This is a genomic window from Acidovorax sp. HMWF018 (assembly GCF_003061035.1).
In the GTDB taxonomy this organism is placed as follows: domain Bacteria; phylum Pseudomonadota; class Gammaproteobacteria; order Burkholderiales; family Burkholderiaceae_C; genus Acidovorax; species Acidovorax delafieldii.
In genome coordinates this window covers 1-15,303 of sequence record NZ_QAIM01000070.1, presented here as the reverse complement: position 1 = coordinate 15,303, position 15,303 = coordinate 1, and the positions used below count along the sequence as shown (strand labels likewise).

The window sequence follows — 15,303 nt, the reverse complement described above, 5'->3', positions numbered from 1 at the left end:
GATCAGCTTGTCGTTCTGGCATGCGCTGATGTCCAGCGGCCAGGAGATTGCGTTGCCTGTTTTGGTCAGGCCCATTGAGCTGTGCAGCAGTGGCACCTCGTGGTTCTTCTGGATGAGCCACTGCTTGAGCAGCGGGGCAGCGTAGGGCTTGTCGAGCAGCATGAAGACGTGAGCACGCAGGCGCTGGTTTTCGATGCCATACGAGGCAGACCACTGCACAACGTAGGACACATCGCCCAGACCCATCTCGTTCAGGAACAGGTCGATAGTGAGTGGTGTCTGGCGCCCATTCACGTCGATGGTTTCAGGCAGACCATCCAGGTCCAGCACGACCCATTCAGTGGTGCTGTTGGTGTCTGTGCTGCCAGCGCGAGATTCTTTGACCAGTGGGCGGGAGATGGTGCCCTTGAGTGCGCAGTGACCGAGCGCAGCGTGAGTCTTTAAAAGATGTTCGAGTTCAGCCAACGACTTGCAGGACTCGGTGTGCGAGGTGAACTCCCACACGAAGGGGTAGGGCGTCTTGACGATGGTGCCTGCAGACTTAGAGTAGGTCTTGGTGAGAGGCACAGCAGCCTCAAGGAAGATGATGTTCATGGCTTCGATCTTTGACAGATGTTCGATCAGGAGACGAGACTGTACAGGCAAAACAGTCAGTGGGTACACACTGGATCTCTATCTATTTAATACCTTACATTCTTATACTTATAAATATAAACTTCTAAGAGAATAAATAAATATAAATCTATATAGATAGGTACTAATTACTCTAAAAAAGAGTTTTGGAAATGAAGCGTAAGTCGTAAGGTTTCGGACGGCGCACTTTTGCCCATAACTCTACACCGCGGAGAAAGGGGCAGAGCCGAAGCTCTGCACCCAATCAGCCGACGTTCACAGCGGCAGCCGCTTCACGCTGAGCATGCGTCTTGAAGCGCGAGCTGTTCAGCACGAGCTTGAGCTGCTTGTTCACGTTGAGCACGCACATGCACACATCGTCGAACTCAGCATCCGTGATGTTCGATGACGACGTCGCGTACTCTTCAGCGCGATCAGCAGCCACCATTGCCGACTCAATCAGCGTGCGCTGGTTCTCGATGGCCATGGTGTGGAACTCACGGCCGACGTCTGCATCGAGAGGCACTGCGCACGCTTGGCGGAACATCTCGTGCACAGCACCTGCTTGGTCCTGCAGCGTAGCGCTCACGTCACTGAGCTTGTCTTCTTCACGCTGCACACGACGTGCGACCTGCGCCTTGACTTCTTCGTCGCTCAGATCGTAGGCCTTGGCACGACGCTCGACGCTCATGGCGATGCGACGCTTGGTCTGAGGCTTGACCTTCAGCGAGACCTCGTTGAAGAACACTTCGTCGAGATCTGGGATCACGAAGGTCTTGGGACGACCTTGATAGTCGATGCACAGCGCAGTGAGTTCAGCAGCCTGGTTGTAGGCAGCCTCGCGCCACAGCATCAGTTCCTTGATGGCGGCAACAGCGCCGGTGGTGGCAGAGCCAGCTTCTTCGAACGCGTGTTCAGCGAACGACTGCTCCTTGAGGGCCATGCTGATTTCAGCCAGGCCGTCGGTGCCTTTCTTGAGTTGGTCTTCGCGCACTGTCTTGAACAGTTGACGCGCAGCACCTTGGATGAGGGTGTCGATGCGCCACGCAACGCCTTGGGCGATTTGCGCAGCGACATCGACGTTGGGTACGTCACGGATGAAATCGAAGATGCAGAACGTGGCAGTGGAGGTGTTGACTTGAGACATGATGTTTCCTTTGATAAATGAACTTTGATTGATGCTGTCGCATCCCGGTGTGCTCAGTGACGAGCACACGAGGCTGGGTTCAGGGGAGTTCGCAGCGTTCGAGAATCAGACGCTGTGCTTTTTCTTCGCTGCAACCGAGTAGCGCAGCGAGACCTTCGACCTTGCGAATGAGCACGGTCTCTGGGTCTGCTTCTTCATCGACGATGTCGCGGATCTCGCCGTCGAACGATGTGATCGAGATGGTGGTGTCGTAGACGATGCGTTTTTGGCGGACGGTGACTTTGATGGCCATGGTGATTACTCCTTGCGCTTGAGCACGAACGCGACCAGGTCTTCGCAGTCATTTTTGATGAGTGCCTGCACTGCGTTCCACATGCCGGTGGCGGCTTTGACCAGTGGCAGCATCAACCGCGTGGTCTTCACGTACAGCGCCAGGTAGCGCAGCACGATCTCGTCATTGACCTCGATGACGATGTTGTCTTCCACGCCGCGCATGCTGACGTTGGCCAGCGTGTCTTTGGCGTTGATGACCTCGTTGCTGGGCAGCGTGCGTTGTTGCCCTTCGCCGGTGGACGCGACGATCTCGTTTGACGCGGCGTAGACTGCTTGCACCGTGTTGCGGGCGATGATGAACTTCATGGCTTGCTTTCAGTTAGTGAATGACGAATGAGCGAACAGACGAGCAGCTTGCTGCTCGTTGTCTTCAGCACCAGCGCCAGAAGCGGCGCAGTGCACGAACGAACCAGTTGCGCGATGGCGCATGAACTGGGTATGGGTAGGAGCGAGTGCGCGGTGTCACATCGGCTCCTTGTGTTGTTTGAAATCGCGGCGGTCTGTGATCCAGACGGCTCGCGTTGTGGTGTCGAGCAGCGGCTCGCCTTCGACGCGAACACCAGCTTTCCATGCAGGCTGGCCGTCGAGTTCGGGTACTGTGTCGACGCACCACTCGTTGTCTTCGATCCAGTTGACGTAGTACGTTTGGCTTGGATCGCGGCGGCTTTGCTCGATGGCCGCAGTCTCCGCGTTGCGGTATCCCTGGAAGTTCATTGCAACTCCTCATGCCGGTACTTCACGAGTCCGACTTTGTAGAAACGACCGTGCTCGACGTAGCCGAACACGAAACGGGCGACGGCAACAGTGCCGATCGAACAGATAAACGAGAAGATTCCGCTCATCGTTCCAATCAACGTCCCCCAATGAATCATGAGGTTTATCAATAGACAAGCGAAGTGCAATAGCGCCTGACTATTACGATTGCCGAGCAACCTCAACCTCCATTTCGGAGTGACCATCGAGAGCAAGATGAACTCGAAGAGCACATTCATCGCTCCGAACAACAACACTGCATCGATCATTTGATGCTCCTAATTCAGTAGCACGGCAGCTAAGCTCCATGCGGCGTTGAGCCCATGCGCTGCGCATGATGCTCATAAATTGATAGCTGCAGAGCCCCATGGGCCCATGCTCTGAGGACTTTGGGCTGAGCCCCTCGGGGCTCAGCCTGTCGATCACGCAGCGACGCGGCGCTTCGACACGGTGACCTTGATGGCCTTGCCGCCACGCTCAGCAGCGATGGCTGCGCGTGCAGCGGCCAGCTCGCTGGCCTTGGATGCGTAGCCCTCGGTTGCACCGAGCACAACGTCCTGGCCGAAGCGGCCTGTGCCTTGGGCTGCGCGGATCGCACCGTGTGCGGTGTACGCTGCGCCCTTGCCGATTGCAGAGCCGATGGTCTTGCCGATGGTAGATGTGGTCATGATGTGTGCTCCAATGAAGATGAACGAGCGAACGTGCTCGAACAACGCACACAGACGAGCAGCTTGCTGCTCGTGGGCTTAGGGTCCCCTATCCCGGTAGCTGAACACGAATCCGAAGTGGGGTGGCGGATTCGAGCGGGGTAGGGGAGAGCCTCACGCGGCCGCCCGCGCCAAAAATTTTCCAAAAAATCCGCACGCCAGATTTAGCTATCATTTCCATAGCATGTAATCTTTCATCTACAATCGAACGGCATGCCAAAAACCCCCGCACCCAAAGCCAAGCCACCCAAGGCTGCGCACCCCCGTGCCAAGAGCGATGTGGGTAAGCGCGCCGCTGCCGTGCGCACCGCGACCAACACATCGACCATGGCTGCAGCCGCGCTGGTCCCCGTCGACAAGCCGCTGACCACCCAGCAGCGCGCGTTCGTGAAGTTCTGGGCTGAGGGCGACACCATCCCCAACGCAATGGCCCGCGCCGGGTACAACGACCAGCCCTCCTACGGCTACCGCATGGCCAAGATGCCCAACATCCTGGCCCTGTACCACGAAGAGAAGCGCCTCTACGAAGAGGCCAGCCAGATGACCCGCAAGAAGGTCATGGACATGCTGCTGGAGTCGTACGACATGGCCAAGCTCATGTCCGAACCCGCCACGATGGTCTCGGCCGCGCGGGAGGTGGGCAAGATGTGCGGCTACTACGAGCCCACCAAGACCCAGGTGAATGTGACGCTCAACGGCCAGGTCAACGTCGCGCAGTTGGGTCGTTTATCTGACGAAGAACTGCTGAAAATCATCGAGCAAGGAGCCATGAATGACCCCCAATCCGCCCTCGGGCACACCCCGCAACTGGAAGAGTAAGTTCCAGGCCTGGCTGACCCGCCTCACAGGCGCCGGTCTGCCGCCTGTGTCAGCCCCGAGCCCCACGCCGCTCGCCCCGCAGCACCCGTTCCTGGCCCAGGAGCCGGTCTCTGAAGCCAACCGCCCAGGAGCCGTGGCCCAGGCCGCCCGCACGCGGCAGCTGATGGACCGCATCTGCGCCGTCAACAACGCCAACGTGACCCGGAACTACGGCACCCACACCGAAGACCTGACCAAGCACCACCAGCCCACGCCACTGAGCATCGACGACATGGCCGACGCCAAGAAACTGCTCCAGGTGCAGGCGGTGCTCGCCGACCGCACCGGCATCAAGCCAGCGCCCCGTGGCCTGCCTGCCCACGGCGTCGAGCGCCGCCGCCAGGTGCGCCAGTCGCACAACTACGCCATGGACCCGCCCTACGTGCCGGACCTGCCGTCGGTCGCCGCGGTCCAGGCGCAGATCGCGTCCGTGACCGGCTACGAGCCGCCCGCGCCTGCACCGTCCTATGACTCTGGTGGCGGTGGTGATTTCGGTGGCGGTGGCGCCTCTTCTTCCTGGGACTGACCCAACAACCCCTGCGCGAAGGCCTCTGGCCGGAAAGGATCACATGATCAGAGGATCTGATGGCCTCGACTACGAAGACCTCAACGCGCGCCTCTTCGGCGAGCCAGCGGACACCGGCCGCAACCGCGCCCTCGGTCCGGGCTCGCACTACGACGAAGCCTTCAAAGCCGACTACCGCGAAACGTACGACCACTACGAAGCCGAAGGCTACCCCGCGGAAGAGTGCCACGCCAGCGCCTGGACGCAAGCGCACTTCTCCCAGCGGCAGCGCCTCGAGCACCGGCGCAAAGCCTTCCTCCGCGGAATCGCCGACGACTTCAACGCCCGATCCGGCAGAGCCCTCTATGACGCTCTCCGCAGCGGCGCCATCACCCTCTATTCCGGCAAGCCCCCTGGCGGCAGCCCAGGCGGAACTGGCGGCGCGAATCCTGTGCAAGCGGCGCTTGCTGCCTTTCGTGCAACGCCTGAACCCCCGATACGACGCGGGCTGGGTTCACCGGGACATATGTCGGCGTCTGGAGAAGTTCAGCGACGACGTGGCGAAGGGTCTGAGCCCCCGGCTGATGATCCTGATGCCGCCACGGCACGGGAAGTCTGAACTCGCCTCCCGCATGTTCCCGGCCTGGCACCTGGGCCGGCACATGGACCACGAGGTGATCGCCTGCGCGTACAACGTGTCGCTGGCGATGTCCTTCAGCCGCAAGGTGAAGGAGGCCATGGACGACCCGGCCTACCAGAGCGTGTTCGATGCCCGCCTGAACCCGGATTTCCGCTCCAACGAGGAATGGGGTCTGGCCAACGGGCGCGGCGGCTACGTCGCTGCTGGTGTGGGCGGCGGTATCACCGGCAAGGGCGCCCACGTCCTGGTCATTGACGACCCGATCAAGAATGCTGAGGAGGCTGACAGCGCCGACGTGCGCGAGAAGCTGTGGGATTGGTACGGCTCGACGGCGTACACTCGGCTGGCCCCCGGCGGCGGGGTGCTGGTGATCCAGACCTGGTGGCACGACGATGACCTGGCCGGGCGCCTGCAGACGGCCATGGCCACGGACGATGAAGCCGACCAGTTCGAGCTCGTGAAATACCCCGCCGTGGCTGAGTCCGACGAGTACCTGGACTACGACACGGACCTGATCGTCTACGACACCCCGCCACCGAACGGCCGGCCCCTGCGCAAGAAGGGCGAGCCCCTGCACCCCGAGCGCTACGACCTGGTCAAGCTCAACCGCATCCGCAAGACGATCCCGAACCGCTTCTGGGCGGCTCTGTACCAGCAGAACCCTGTGCCGGACGACGGCGCGTACTTCACCAAGGAGAACTTCCGCCGGGGCAAGCCGCCGCTGCTGCGGGAATCGAATATCTTTGTCGCATTCGACTTCGCCATCAGCGAGAAGAAGCAGAACGACTACACCGTCGGGGTGGTCGGGCTGCAGGACTGCGACGACGTTCTCCATGTGGTGGACATGGTGCGCTTCAAGAGCGGCGACGGCATGTTCATCGTTGAGTCGATCTTAAATCTTTGTCAGAAATGGTATAGTCCGCACCTACAGCTCGGGTTCGAGGACGGTCAGATCTTCCGCGCCATCGAGACGCTCCTCAAAAAGCGCATGCGGGAGCGCAGGTTCTACCCCTCGACCGTGCTGCTGAAGCCCATCACCGACAAGATGGCCCGCGCGCGACCGCTCCAGGGGCGCATGCAGCAGGGGATGGTGTGCTTCTCGGACACTGCGGAGTGGTATGAGACCGCCCGGACCGAGATGCTGCGCTTCCCGGCAGGTGTGCACGACGACCAGGTGGACGCCCTGGCCTGGATGGCGACGATGGCGGTGGGCAAAGAGCCCCCGCGCAAGCCGAAGACGAAGGAACCGGAATCATGGCGCAAGAAACTCAGCATGCTCGGCGGGACGGTAAGCCACATGGCAGCTTGATCCGCATCCGCATGCTCGACTGCGGGGCCCAGATCGGCATCATGGTGGGCCGTAGCGTCGCTACAGCCAAGGTATGGCGCCTCCGCAACCCGTTCTTCCGCTGGGACGCCGCCAAGGGAGGCTCAAAGCTGTGAGCTGCCCCCAATTCATCGCCGACAGCATGGCGCTGCGCACCGCAGCCCATCTGGCCCATCTTTCCAGCGAGTCGTACTCCGAACACGTCGCCCTCGGCGGCTTCTACGACGACCTCCTGCCCCTCGTTGACCAGTACGCCGAGGTGTACATGGGCACCGAGGGCCGCATCGCCACTTTTCCGGCCGCCGAACTGCCCTCCGGTCGGCCGATCGTCTTTCTGACCACGTACCTCGACAAGATCGACGCCGAACTGGCCGAGGACGGCAAAAACCAGGCCCTGGCCAACATCCTGGCGGAGCTGCAGGCCCTGACCTCGCAGACGATTTACAAGCTCCGCTACCTGAAATGATGAGCGCGCCCACCCCACAAACACATGAAACCGGCCTGATCGGCACGGCGGACCACTCGCGCGAGCGGGTCCGCCACCGTGACACCTAAAGAAAAGAAATCCGCCTACGACCGGGAGCGCCGCTCTCGCCTCAAAGAGGAGATCGCCGCCCAGAAGCGCGCGTATTACCTCGCCAACAAAGACGCCGAAAACGCCCGGGTGCAGGCCTGGGTAGAGGCGAACCGCGAGCGCTCGACGGAGATCAAGCGCGCCTGGAAGGCGCGCAACCCCGGCGCTGACCGCCTGTACGCGGAGGCTAATGCCGATCACATCGCCGCCACATCTGCGGCGTACCGCGCTGCACGTCGCGATGAACTGGCGGCGAAGCAGCGAGCTTACTCGCAGGACCCCGCTGTGCAGGAGCGCACGGCAGCGTACAAGCGCGCGTACCGCGCCCGCCGCCCGGAAGTGCACCGTACGACCATGCGACTTCGCAGGCGCGGGGTGTCCCATGCAACCCCCGCCTGGGCGGATAAGGCCGCCATCAAGGCCATCTACGTCGCCGCCCGGCAGTCGGGTCTGCACGTCGACCACATCGTCCCTCTGAAGGGCAAGACGGTGTGCGGCTTGCACGTCGAGAACAACCTGCAGCTGCTCTCCAAAGAAGAGAACTCGAAGAAGGGGAACAGCTATGCCGATTGATACGCAGTTGGCGACAAAACAATGGACGCGGTTTTGTTGGGCCCGGGACAACGGCCATGCCCAGTTCGTTCAGAAAGCGGAGAAGTGCGACGCGTTTTTCCGCGGTGACCAGTGGGACAAGGCCGACAAGGCCCGTCTGGAGAACGTTCGCCGCCCGGCGCTGACGATCAACAAGATCCTCTCGACCATCAGCAACGTGATGGGCGAACAGATCTACAACCGGGCCGAAACGAGCTTCCGCCCGCGCTCTGGGTCGCCGACCGAGGTCGCGGACATCCTCACCAAGGTCTTCAAGCAGATCAGCGACAACAACCAGCTCGACTGGAAGCGCAGCGACATGTTCGCCGACGGCGTCATTACGAGCCGGGGCTTCCTGGACGTCCGCATCGGCTACGGCGACAGCATGCAGGGCGAGGTCGTCATCGACAACCTCAACCCCAAGAACGTCATCATCGACCCGGACGGCGAGGAGTACGACCCCGACAGCTGGAGCGAGGTGTTCACGACCAAATGGGTCACCGCCGACGACATCGCCGTCCTCTACAACACCGAAGACGCCGAATACCTGCGCAACCGCGAGCAGAGCTTCTTCCCGTACGGCTACGACAGCATCCAGGCCTTCCGCGACCGCTTCGGGGATCGCTTCAACCCGATGTACACCGGGGACTACGACAACAGCTCGGTCCTGCGCAACATCCGGCTGATTGAGCGCCAGTACCGCATGTTGGACCGCCAAAAACACTTCGTGGACCCCTCCACAGGTGACATGCGGCCCATCCCCGATGACTTCGGCCGCGACAAGATCGCGTTCATGCGCCAGCAGTTCGGGCTGGAGGTCACGACCAAGCTGGTGCGCCGCATCCGCTGGACCGTGATCGCCGACAACGTGCGCCTCCACGACGACTGGAGCCCGTACAAGCACTTCACGGTCGTCCCGTTCTTCCCGTACTTCCGCCGGGGCACGACCATCGGCCTGGTCGAGAACCTGCTGGGCCCCCAGGAGCTGCTGAACAAGGTCTCCAGCCAGGAGCTGCACGTCATCAACACCACGGCCAACAGCGGCTGGAAGGTGAAGACCGGCACCCTCACGAACATGACCGTGGAGGAGCTGGAGCAGAAGGGCGCGCAGACCGGGCTGGTGGTCGAGGTCAACGAGATCGACGGCATCGAGAAGATCCAGCCCAACCAGGTGCCCACCGGCCTGGACCGCATCACGTACAAGGCCGAAGAGCACATCAAGACGATCTCCGGCGTGTCGGACAGCATGCAGGGCTTCGACCGCGAGGACGTGGCCGCCAAGGCCATCCAGGCCAAGCGCCAGGCCGGCAGCACGAACCTGGCCAAGCCCTTGGACAGCCTGACCCGCAGCGACCACATCCTGGCGCGCAACGTCCTCGACCTGGTCCAGCAGTTCTACACCGAAGAGCGCATCCTGACCATCACGCACGACCAGGCTACTGGCGAGACCGAGACCTTCGCCGTGAACCAGGTCACCCCCGAAGGCCAGATCATCAACGACCTGACTTTGGGCGAATACGACGTGGTGGTGAGCTCCGTGCCGCGCCGCGAGACCCTGGAAGACAGCCAGTTCGAGCAGGCCGTGGCTCTGCGCGAGATGGGCGTGATGATCCCCGACAGCGTGCTGATCGACTCCAGCCGCCTGATGAACAAGAAGGACGTCATCAAGCAGATGGAGGGTGACAAGACCAGCCCCGAGGCCCAGGCCGCAGCTGAGCTGCAGCGCCGTGCGCAGGAGGCCGAAGTCGCCAAGGCCGAAGGCGAGGCCAGCCAGAAACACGCAGATGCCCAGCTCAAGGGCGCCAAGACCCAGGAAACGATGGTCAAAGCCCAGGTGCTGGCCAACACGCCTCCTGACGTGCCCGACGCAGGCAACCCCGAGCTCGAGATCGCCCAAGCGAACCACGAGGCCGACCTGGCCGAGCGTGAGTTCGAGCACAAGCGCCAGCTCGACTACCAGAACCTCGCCCTCAAGCGCCAGCAGCACAACGACGACCTGGCGCTGCGGGCCCAGCAGCAAGCCCAGGAGCGCATGGACAAGCGCGCCCAGGCTTCCCTCGAGGCCGCCACGGCCGCCCAGAAACCTCAATCCACCCAACCAACCAAAGGACTCCGATGAACCCGCTCTTGATGAAACTCCTCTCGCGCTACATGAGCCCCGCCGGCGACGGCGGATCTGACACCGGCGGTACCGGCGTGACCGACCGCGGTGACGACTTCACCCCTACGGACGATGACGACGTCACGGATGCGCCGATCAAGCCCGCCAAGGCTGCAGCTGACCCTGGCCCGGACGTCGACCCTGAGAACCCCGACGCTGACCCGGATGCGGACCCAGACGCCGACCCCGAGCAGACCGAAGAGCAGAAGACCGAGAAGAAACGCGAGCAGCGCATCCCGCTGTCGCGCCACAAGGACCTGCTGGAGAAGGAGCGCGCCAAGCGCGCTGACCTGGAACGCCAGCTGGCCCAGTTCCAGAAGGGCGCCGAAGTCGCCGACCTGAACCAGGACATCACGAAGGCCGAAGAGGGCATCCTGGGCATGGAGAAGGAGTACAACAAGCTCCTGGGCGAGGGCGAGCTGGACAAGGCCGCCGCGCTGATGGCCAAGATCCGCCAGGCGGAGCGCAGCGTCAACGAGGCCAAGAGCGACCTCAAGATCGCCGCTGCCGAGGCCCGCGCTGTCGAACGCGCCCGTTTCGGCCTCGCCCTGGAGCGCATCGAGGCTGCCTACCCCCAGCTGAACGAAGACCACGAGGACTACGACGCCGAGCTGATGGAAGACGTGGTCGACCTCAAGAGCGCCTACGAGCGCAAGGGCCTGACCCCGACCGCCGCCATGCAGAAGGCCGTCGAGAAGCTCGTCGGCAAGGCCACCAAGAAGCAGGAAGCCGCTATCGACACCACCCCCCGCGTGCCTGCCAAGGACGTGGCGGCCGAGCGCAAGAAAGACGCCGTCAAGAAGACCCTGGACGCCGTGGGCAAGACCCCGCCCAGCACGACCAAGGTGGGCATGGACAGCGACAAGGCGGGCGGGGCCCTGACCGCCAAGGACGTCATGAAGCTGAGCCAGGAAGATTTCGGCAAGCTGCCCGACGACGTGCTGGCCCGCATGCGCGGCGATGAGGTCTAAGCCATGAGCGCACACCTGTCCCCCGTCGCAAAAGCAGCCACCGCCGTGGCCATGGCCACCGGCGCGACTGCCGAGGCCTTCGCCTCGCCCCTGGAACTGTCGATCGCCCGCGTGGCACACGAGGTCAACAAGGCCTACTGTGAGTCCATCGGCGACATGACCCAGACCAACTGGGAAGACGCGCCGCAGTGGCAGCGCGACAGCGCCGTCAAGGGCGTCCAGCTGCACCTACGCGACCCGAACCTGGGCGTGAGCGCCAGCCACGACGCCTGGATGCGCGAGAAGCTCGACACCGGCTGGACCTACGGCCCGCTCAAGGACCCGGTCAAGAAGGAGCACCCTTGCATCGTCCCGTATGCCGATCTGCCCGCTGAGCAGAAGGCCAAGGACTTCATCTTCCGTGGCGTCGTCCACGCAATCGCACGCGAGCAGGCTCGCTAGGAGAACCCATGAACCACATCCCCTCCCCAGACACCTCCGACACCGGCATCGAGCGACTGATCCAAGCCAAGGGCAAGACCGCTGCGCGCATCACTCCGGCCGATGTGCAGGCGAACATTACGAGCGAGCATTACTTCACTGCGGCAGACGCGGTGGCGGGCACCGCAGCTCCTACCGCCTACGAGTTCTACAACCCCGACACCGGGCACGCCATCGTCGACTACAGCGAACACACCTACGTCGGCCAGCTGTCACGCGAGAAGGGCTACGTGCCACTACCATTGGTGAAGAAGCCCATCGTCGCTGAGGCCCCGCTCGGCCTACTGACCTTCTGCGTCCTGGTGCTGCGCAATGGATTCACCGTCACTGGTGAGAGCGCTTGCGCCAGCCCCGAGAACTTCGACGCCGAGATTGGTCGCCGCATCGCCCGCGAGAACGCAGTGCAGAAGATTTGGCCCCTCATGGGCTACGAGCTGCGTAGCAAACTGGCCTCCCAAAACCTGGCGCAAGTCCAACCCGTCGACTTCCTCGTTGGCTCCAAGGCCTGCGACATCGCCGGCGACACCTGCGACGCCTGCCAGTAACCGCACAACAAAATCACAGCGGCGCTTCGGCGCCGCTTGTCGTTTATCTTTTATGGATTAGAATGCGCCTCATCGGTTAATGGCAAAGGTCCCGACAGCACCTTTCCAACATTTCGTTGGTCGAGACGACACATCGGCAAAGGGAAGGCCCTCTGGGTCAGTCGTTTGTCTATCAACGAAAGGGCGCCATCATGGCACTCACCAATTTCGGGCTGTTGACGTCCGAGCAAAAGACCGTCTGGTCGATGGACCTGTGGAAACAGGCCCGCAACCACTCCTTCATCAACCGCTTCCTGGGCAAGGGCCCCAACAGCCTGATTCAGCACATCACCGAGCTGAAGAAGTCCGAGAAGGGCGCCCGCGCCGTGATCACGCTGCTGGCCGACCTGACCGGCGACGGCGTTGCAGGTGACCGCACGCTGGAAGGCAACGAAGAAGCGATGCAGACCTTTGACCAGGTCATCCGCATCGACCAGCTGCGCCACGCCAACCGCCACGAAGGCCGCATGGCCGACCAGAAATCCATTGTGGAGTTCCGTGGCAACAGCCGCGACGTGCTGGCCTACTGGCTCGCCGACCGCATGGACCAGCTGGCGTTCCAGACCCTGGCCGGCATCAGCTACACCAAGAAGCCGAACGGTGCGAACCGCGTGGGCTCCGACCTCCAGTACCTGGAGTTCGCCGCTGATGTGAGCGCCCCATCTGCCGCCCGCCGCCTGCGCTGGGACGGCACCTCGTCCACCAAGACCCTGGTGGCCGGCGCCGCGACCTCCGGTGTGGCCGCAACCGACACCCCGATGTGGGAAATGTTCGTCCAGCTGAAGGCCTACGCCAAGGACCGCTACATCCGTGGCGTGAAGGAAGACGGCGGCGAGGAAACCTACCACGCCTTCCTGACGCCCCAGGCCATGGCCAAGCTGAAGATGGACCAGAACTACATGCTCAACCTGCGCCATGCGCAAGAGCGTGACAAGGCCAACCCACTCTTCACCGGCGCGACTGTGAAGATCGACGGTATCTACCTGCACGAGTTCCGCCATGTGCCCAACACCGTGGGTGCGGCCAGCGGCTCGAAGTACGGTGCATCCGGCACTGTGGACGGCTGCCAGGTCCTGTTCTGCGGCGCGCAAGCGCTGGGTATGGCTGACATCGGCGCACCCGAGTGGAACGAGAAGGGCTTCGACTACGAGAACTCGCAAGGTATCTCGGTCGGCAAGATCCTCGGCTTCCTGAAGCCCAAGTTCGGCAACATCTACGAGAACGGCTCCGTCGAAGACTTCGGCGTGATCTCGTGCTACGTGGCTCAGTAAGGAGGGCATCACCATGGCTCTGAAACAAGCAACCCGTGGCGCGCAGCCCGTGATGTCGGCTGAATTCGACTTCAGCTTCAACGACACGATGAAGGACGTCAACGGCGTCACCAAGACCTTCGGCTCGGTCTATACCGACGCCGGTGTGTTTGAAGTCATCAACCTGCCTCTGGGCGCGGTGGTGATCGGTGGCGACCTGATCGTCGAAGAGCAGGGTGTGGGCCCCACGGCCTACACCGCAGCCGTCGGTACCTCTGGCTCCGCCAGCGCGTTCCTGGCCGCCACCACCTTGCTGTCCGCAGCCGGTACCCGGGTCGCCCTGACCGGTTTGGGCCTGGCGGCTACGGACGGCAAGAACGTGCGCGTGACCATCGCCTCGACGGTGGCCAACGCGACGGCCGGCAAGTTCCGTCTCCGCCTGGAGTACGTGATCGACGGCCGCGTCACCGAGGTCAACCCGAACTAATCGGGTCTCTCTGAACGGGGCCTAGCGCCCCGTTCGCTTATCTACGTTGGAGAATGTCATGAAGTTCACGTATCACCGCAACCACGTCCTCGCCTCCGTGCTTGGCCTGTCGGTCGAATTCAAAAAGGGCGTGCCCACGCACGTTCCGCCCGAGCTGTACAACGAAGCAGTGGCTATCGGCGCCGTCCCCGAGGACGAGATCCAGGACGAGAAGCCAGCCGTCAAAACCAACGAACCCGCCGACCCGAACAAGCGCAAGGAAGAGATCTTCGCCGCTTTCGAGATGCTGGCGCTGCGCAACGAGCGCACCGACTTCACCGCCGGTGGCGCCCCACGCGACCAGGCTCTCGAGTCCATCCTGGGCTGGAAGCTGAGCGCCAAGGAGCGCGACGTCCTGTGGACTGAGTTCAAGGTCGGCAAGGACGACTAACCCATGGACACGACAGAACTCCTCGGCCTGTTTCGCGTGGAGATGCGCGACGAGGAAGAGCCGTACCTGTTCTCGGACCCGCAGGTGTATGCGTACATCAGTGCGGCCCAGGTGGAGTTCTGTCGCCTCACGGAAGGTATCGAAGACGGGCGCTCCTTCAAGCTCGACATCACGGCGGGCGAAGAGTGGTACCCGATCAGCAAGCGCATCCTGAAGCTGCGCAAAGCGTATTTCACGAGCACGGGGCGTCCGGTTGAGGTCGTCAACCAGGAGCGCTCCGAACAATCCGGCATCCGCTTCGACGGCCGCCCTGGCCCGCTGAAGGCACTGGTAGCCGGCATCGAGAAGGGCACGCTCCGCGCCTGGCCCCTGCCCAACGAGGCAGCCGAGGTCGCGTTGGACGTGTTCCGCCTACCCAAACCGGTGGGCGAGGGGGATTCGTTCGAGATCGACGAGCAGCACCACATGGCGCTGCTGTACTGGGTCAAGCGCCTGGCATACGACGTCCAGGACGCGGAGACCTTCAACAAGCGCAAGTCCGAAGAGTACGAGCTCAAGTTCCGCGACTACTGCGCACGCGCGCGTGAAGAGCAGACCCGGGCCCGGCGCCAGGTTGGCTCCGTTCAGTACGGAGGGCTGTGATGGCCGCGAAGATCAAAAAAGATCCCGACGCAACCCTCGACTACACGGTCGATTGGTCGGACTGGCTCGCCCCTTTGGCGGATGTGATCGTGTCCGTTGAGTGGGTGCCCAGCGCGGGCATCACGGTGGAGTCCTTCTCGAACACCAGCGCCACGGCCACCGCCTTCGTTTCGGGTGGCGTTGTGGACGCCGACGAGTTCGTGACCTGCCGCATCACCACCGCCGCCGGCCGCATTGACGACCGCACCATC

The 15,303-nt window shown here is 62.5% G+C and carries 21 protein-coding genes; 14 read left to right on the top strand and 7 right to left on the bottom strand.

What is annotated here, in order from left to right:
- The 7 genes from DBR23_RS02715 to DBR23_RS02685 all read right to left on the bottom strand — a co-directional run.
- On the bottom strand, positions 1 to 594 hold a 594-nt coding region (locus tag DBR23_RS02715; RefSeq protein ID WP_199227616.1), incomplete at its 3' end, for a hypothetical protein.
- A 283-nt stretch (positions 595 to 877) separates the two neighbouring features.
- Positions 878 to 1,759 carry a hypothetical protein gene (locus DBR23_RS02710; protein ID WP_108497232.1) on the bottom strand — a complete coding sequence of 294 codons (882 nt, stop codon included), beginning with the start codon at positions 1,757 to 1,759 and terminating at the stop codon, positions 878 to 880.
- Between the two features lie 79 nt (positions 1,760 to 1,838).
- Positions 1,839 to 2,051, bottom strand: coding sequence for a hypothetical protein (locus DBR23_RS02705; RefSeq protein ID WP_108497231.1), 213 nt, complete (start codon positions 2,049 to 2,051; stop codon positions 1,839 to 1,841).
- A 5-nt stretch (positions 2,052 to 2,056) separates the two neighbouring features.
- On the bottom strand, positions 2,057 to 2,398 hold the full coding sequence (locus DBR23_RS02700) for a hypothetical protein (RefSeq protein ID WP_108497230.1): 342 nt from the start codon (positions 2,396 to 2,398) through the stop codon (positions 2,057 to 2,059).
- Positions 2,399 to 2,554: 156 nt separating this feature from the next.
- On the bottom strand, positions 2,555 to 2,806 hold the full coding sequence (locus DBR23_RS02695; RefSeq protein WP_108497229.1) for a hypothetical protein: 252 nt from the start codon (positions 2,804 to 2,806) through the stop codon (positions 2,555 to 2,557).
- Positions 2,803 to 3,114: a hypothetical protein gene (locus DBR23_RS02690; RefSeq protein ID WP_108497228.1), complete on the bottom strand. Its 312-nt coding sequence runs from the start codon at positions 3,112 to 3,114 to the stop codon at positions 2,803 to 2,805. The genes DBR23_RS02695 and DBR23_RS02690 overlap by 4 nt, the downstream gene beginning before the upstream one ends.
- 153 nt (positions 3,115 to 3,267) lie before the next feature.
- Positions 3,268 to 3,513, bottom strand: coding sequence for a hypothetical protein (locus DBR23_RS02685; RefSeq protein WP_146191204.1), 246 nt, complete (start codon positions 3,511 to 3,513; stop codon positions 3,268 to 3,270).
- A gap of 252 nt (positions 3,514 to 3,765) precedes the next feature.
- Between DBR23_RS02685 and DBR23_RS02680 the strand changes: the two genes are divergently transcribed.
- The 14 genes from DBR23_RS02680 to DBR23_RS02610 all read left to right on the top strand — a co-directional run.
- Positions 3,766 to 4,371: a hypothetical protein gene (locus DBR23_RS02680; protein WP_108497226.1), complete on the top strand. Its 606-nt coding sequence runs from the start codon at positions 3,766 to 3,768 to the stop codon at positions 4,369 to 4,371.
- Complete coding sequence (locus tag DBR23_RS02675) at positions 4,325 to 4,936, top strand: hypothetical protein (RefSeq protein ID WP_108497225.1); 612 nt, start codon at positions 4,325 to 4,327, stop codon at positions 4,934 to 4,936. The genes DBR23_RS02680 and DBR23_RS02675 overlap by 47 nt, the downstream gene beginning before the upstream one ends.
- Before the next feature lie 344 nt (positions 4,937 to 5,280).
- Positions 5,281 to 6,864, top strand: coding sequence for a phage terminase large subunit (gene terL / locus DBR23_RS02670; protein ID WP_158276418.1), 1,584 nt, complete (start codon positions 5,281 to 5,283; stop codon positions 6,862 to 6,864).
- A 160-nt stretch (positions 6,865 to 7,024) separates the two neighbouring features.
- Positions 7,025 to 7,348 (top strand): DUF5856 family protein, encoded by a 324-nt coding sequence (locus DBR23_RS02665; protein WP_146191202.1) that lies wholly within the window; start codon positions 7,025 to 7,027, stop codon positions 7,346 to 7,348.
- A gap of 78 nt (positions 7,349 to 7,426) precedes the next feature.
- Positions 7,427 to 8,029 carry an HNH endonuclease signature motif containing protein gene (locus DBR23_RS02660; protein WP_108497222.1) on the top strand — a complete coding sequence of 201 codons (603 nt, stop codon included), beginning with the start codon at positions 7,427 to 7,429 and terminating at the stop codon, positions 8,027 to 8,029.
- Positions 8,019 to 10,166, top strand: coding sequence for a hypothetical protein (locus DBR23_RS02655; RefSeq protein WP_146191201.1), 2,148 nt, complete (start codon positions 8,019 to 8,021; stop codon positions 10,164 to 10,166). The genes DBR23_RS02660 and DBR23_RS02655 overlap by 11 nt, the downstream gene beginning before the upstream one ends.
- A complete protein-coding gene (locus DBR23_RS29500; RefSeq protein WP_158276417.1) occupies positions 10,163 to 11,179 on the top strand; it encodes a hypothetical protein in 1,017 nt (338 codons plus the stop codon). Before DBR23_RS02655 ends, DBR23_RS29500 begins: the two co-directional genes overlap by 4 nt.
- 3 nt (positions 11,180 to 11,182) lie before the next feature.
- Complete coding sequence (locus DBR23_RS02640; RefSeq protein WP_199227615.1) at positions 11,183 to 11,620, top strand: RyR domain-containing protein; 438 nt, start codon at positions 11,183 to 11,185, stop codon at positions 11,618 to 11,620.
- Between the two features lie 8 nt (positions 11,621 to 11,628).
- Positions 11,629 to 12,204, top strand: a complete 576-nt coding sequence (locus DBR23_RS02635; protein WP_108497219.1) for a Gp49 family protein — start codon at positions 11,629 to 11,631, stop codon at positions 12,202 to 12,204.
- Between the two features lie 191 nt (positions 12,205 to 12,395).
- A complete protein-coding gene (locus tag DBR23_RS02630) occupies positions 12,396 to 13,514 on the top strand; it encodes a N4-gp56 family major capsid protein (RefSeq protein WP_108497218.1) in 1,119 nt (372 codons plus the stop codon).
- Between the two features lie 13 nt (positions 13,515 to 13,527).
- Positions 13,528 to 13,980, top strand: a complete 453-nt coding sequence (locus DBR23_RS02625; protein WP_108497217.1) for a hypothetical protein — start codon at positions 13,528 to 13,530, stop codon at positions 13,978 to 13,980.
- Between the two features lie 58 nt (positions 13,981 to 14,038).
- Entirely contained in the window at positions 14,039 to 14,410 is a 372-nt protein-coding gene (locus tag DBR23_RS02620) for a hypothetical protein (protein WP_108497216.1), read from the top strand.
- Between the two features lie 3 nt (positions 14,411 to 14,413).
- Positions 14,414 to 15,052: a hypothetical protein gene (locus DBR23_RS02615; protein WP_108497215.1), complete on the top strand. Its 639-nt coding sequence runs from the start codon at positions 14,414 to 14,416 to the stop codon at positions 15,050 to 15,052.
- On the top strand, positions 15,052 to 15,303 hold a 252-nt coding region (locus tag DBR23_RS02610), incomplete at its 3' end, for a hypothetical protein (RefSeq protein ID WP_108497214.1). The genes DBR23_RS02615 and DBR23_RS02610, both read left to right, overlap by 1 nt.

What these genes read in the sequence shown, in the direction of transcription:
- DBR23_RS02710 (WP_108497232.1), bottom strand. Translation starts at nt 1,759, where the DNA reads ATGTCTCAAGTCAACACCTCCACTGCCACGTTCTGCATCTTCGATTTC.
- DBR23_RS02705 (WP_108497231.1), bottom strand. Translation starts at nt 2,051, where the DNA reads ATGGCCATCAAAGTCACCGTCCGCCAAAAACGCATCGTCTACGACACC.
- DBR23_RS02700 (WP_108497230.1), bottom strand. Translation starts at nt 2,398, where the DNA reads ATGAAGTTCATCATCGCCCGCAACACGGTGCAAGCAGTCTACGCCGCG.
- DBR23_RS02695 (WP_108497229.1), bottom strand. Translation starts at nt 2,806, where the DNA reads ATGAACTTCCAGGGATACCGCAACGCGGAGACTGCGGCCATCGAGCAA.
- DBR23_RS02690 (WP_108497228.1), bottom strand. Translation starts at nt 3,114, where the DNA reads ATGATCGATGCAGTGTTGTTGTTCGGAGCGATGAATGTGCTCTTCGAG.
- DBR23_RS02685 (WP_146191204.1), bottom strand. Translation starts at nt 3,513, where the DNA reads ATGACCACATCTACCATCGGCAAGACCATCGGCTCTGCAATCGGCAAG.
- DBR23_RS02680 (WP_108497226.1), top strand. Translation starts at nt 3,766, where the DNA reads ATGCCAAAAACCCCCGCACCCAAAGCCAAGCCACCCAAGGCTGCGCAC.
- DBR23_RS02675 (WP_108497225.1), top strand. Translation starts at nt 4,325, where the DNA reads ATGACCCCCAATCCGCCCTCGGGCACACCCCGCAACTGGAAGAGTAAG.
- terL (WP_158276418.1), top strand. Translation starts at nt 5,281, where the DNA reads ATGACGCTCTCCGCAGCGGCGCCATCACCCTCTATTCCGGCAAGCCCC.
- DBR23_RS02665 (WP_146191202.1), top strand. Translation starts at nt 7,025, where the DNA reads ATGGCGCTGCGCACCGCAGCCCATCTGGCCCATCTTTCCAGCGAGTCG.
- DBR23_RS02655 (WP_146191201.1), top strand. Translation starts at nt 8,019, where the DNA reads ATGCCGATTGATACGCAGTTGGCGACAAAACAATGGACGCGGTTTTGT.
- DBR23_RS29500 (WP_158276417.1), top strand. Translation starts at nt 10,163, where the DNA reads ATGAACCCGCTCTTGATGAAACTCCTCTCGCGCTACATGAGCCCCGCC.
- DBR23_RS02640 (WP_199227615.1), top strand. Translation starts at nt 11,183, where the DNA reads ATGAGCGCACACCTGTCCCCCGTCGCAAAAGCAGCCACCGCCGTGGCC.
- DBR23_RS02635 (WP_108497219.1), top strand. Translation starts at nt 11,629, where the DNA reads ATGAACCACATCCCCTCCCCAGACACCTCCGACACCGGCATCGAGCGA.
- DBR23_RS02630 (WP_108497218.1), top strand. Translation starts at nt 12,396, where the DNA reads ATGGCACTCACCAATTTCGGGCTGTTGACGTCCGAGCAAAAGACCGTC.
- DBR23_RS02625 (WP_108497217.1), top strand. Translation starts at nt 13,528, where the DNA reads ATGGCTCTGAAACAAGCAACCCGTGGCGCGCAGCCCGTGATGTCGGCT.
- DBR23_RS02620 (WP_108497216.1), top strand. Translation starts at nt 14,039, where the DNA reads ATGAAGTTCACGTATCACCGCAACCACGTCCTCGCCTCCGTGCTTGGC.
- DBR23_RS02615 (WP_108497215.1), top strand. Translation starts at nt 14,414, where the DNA reads ATGGACACGACAGAACTCCTCGGCCTGTTTCGCGTGGAGATGCGCGAC.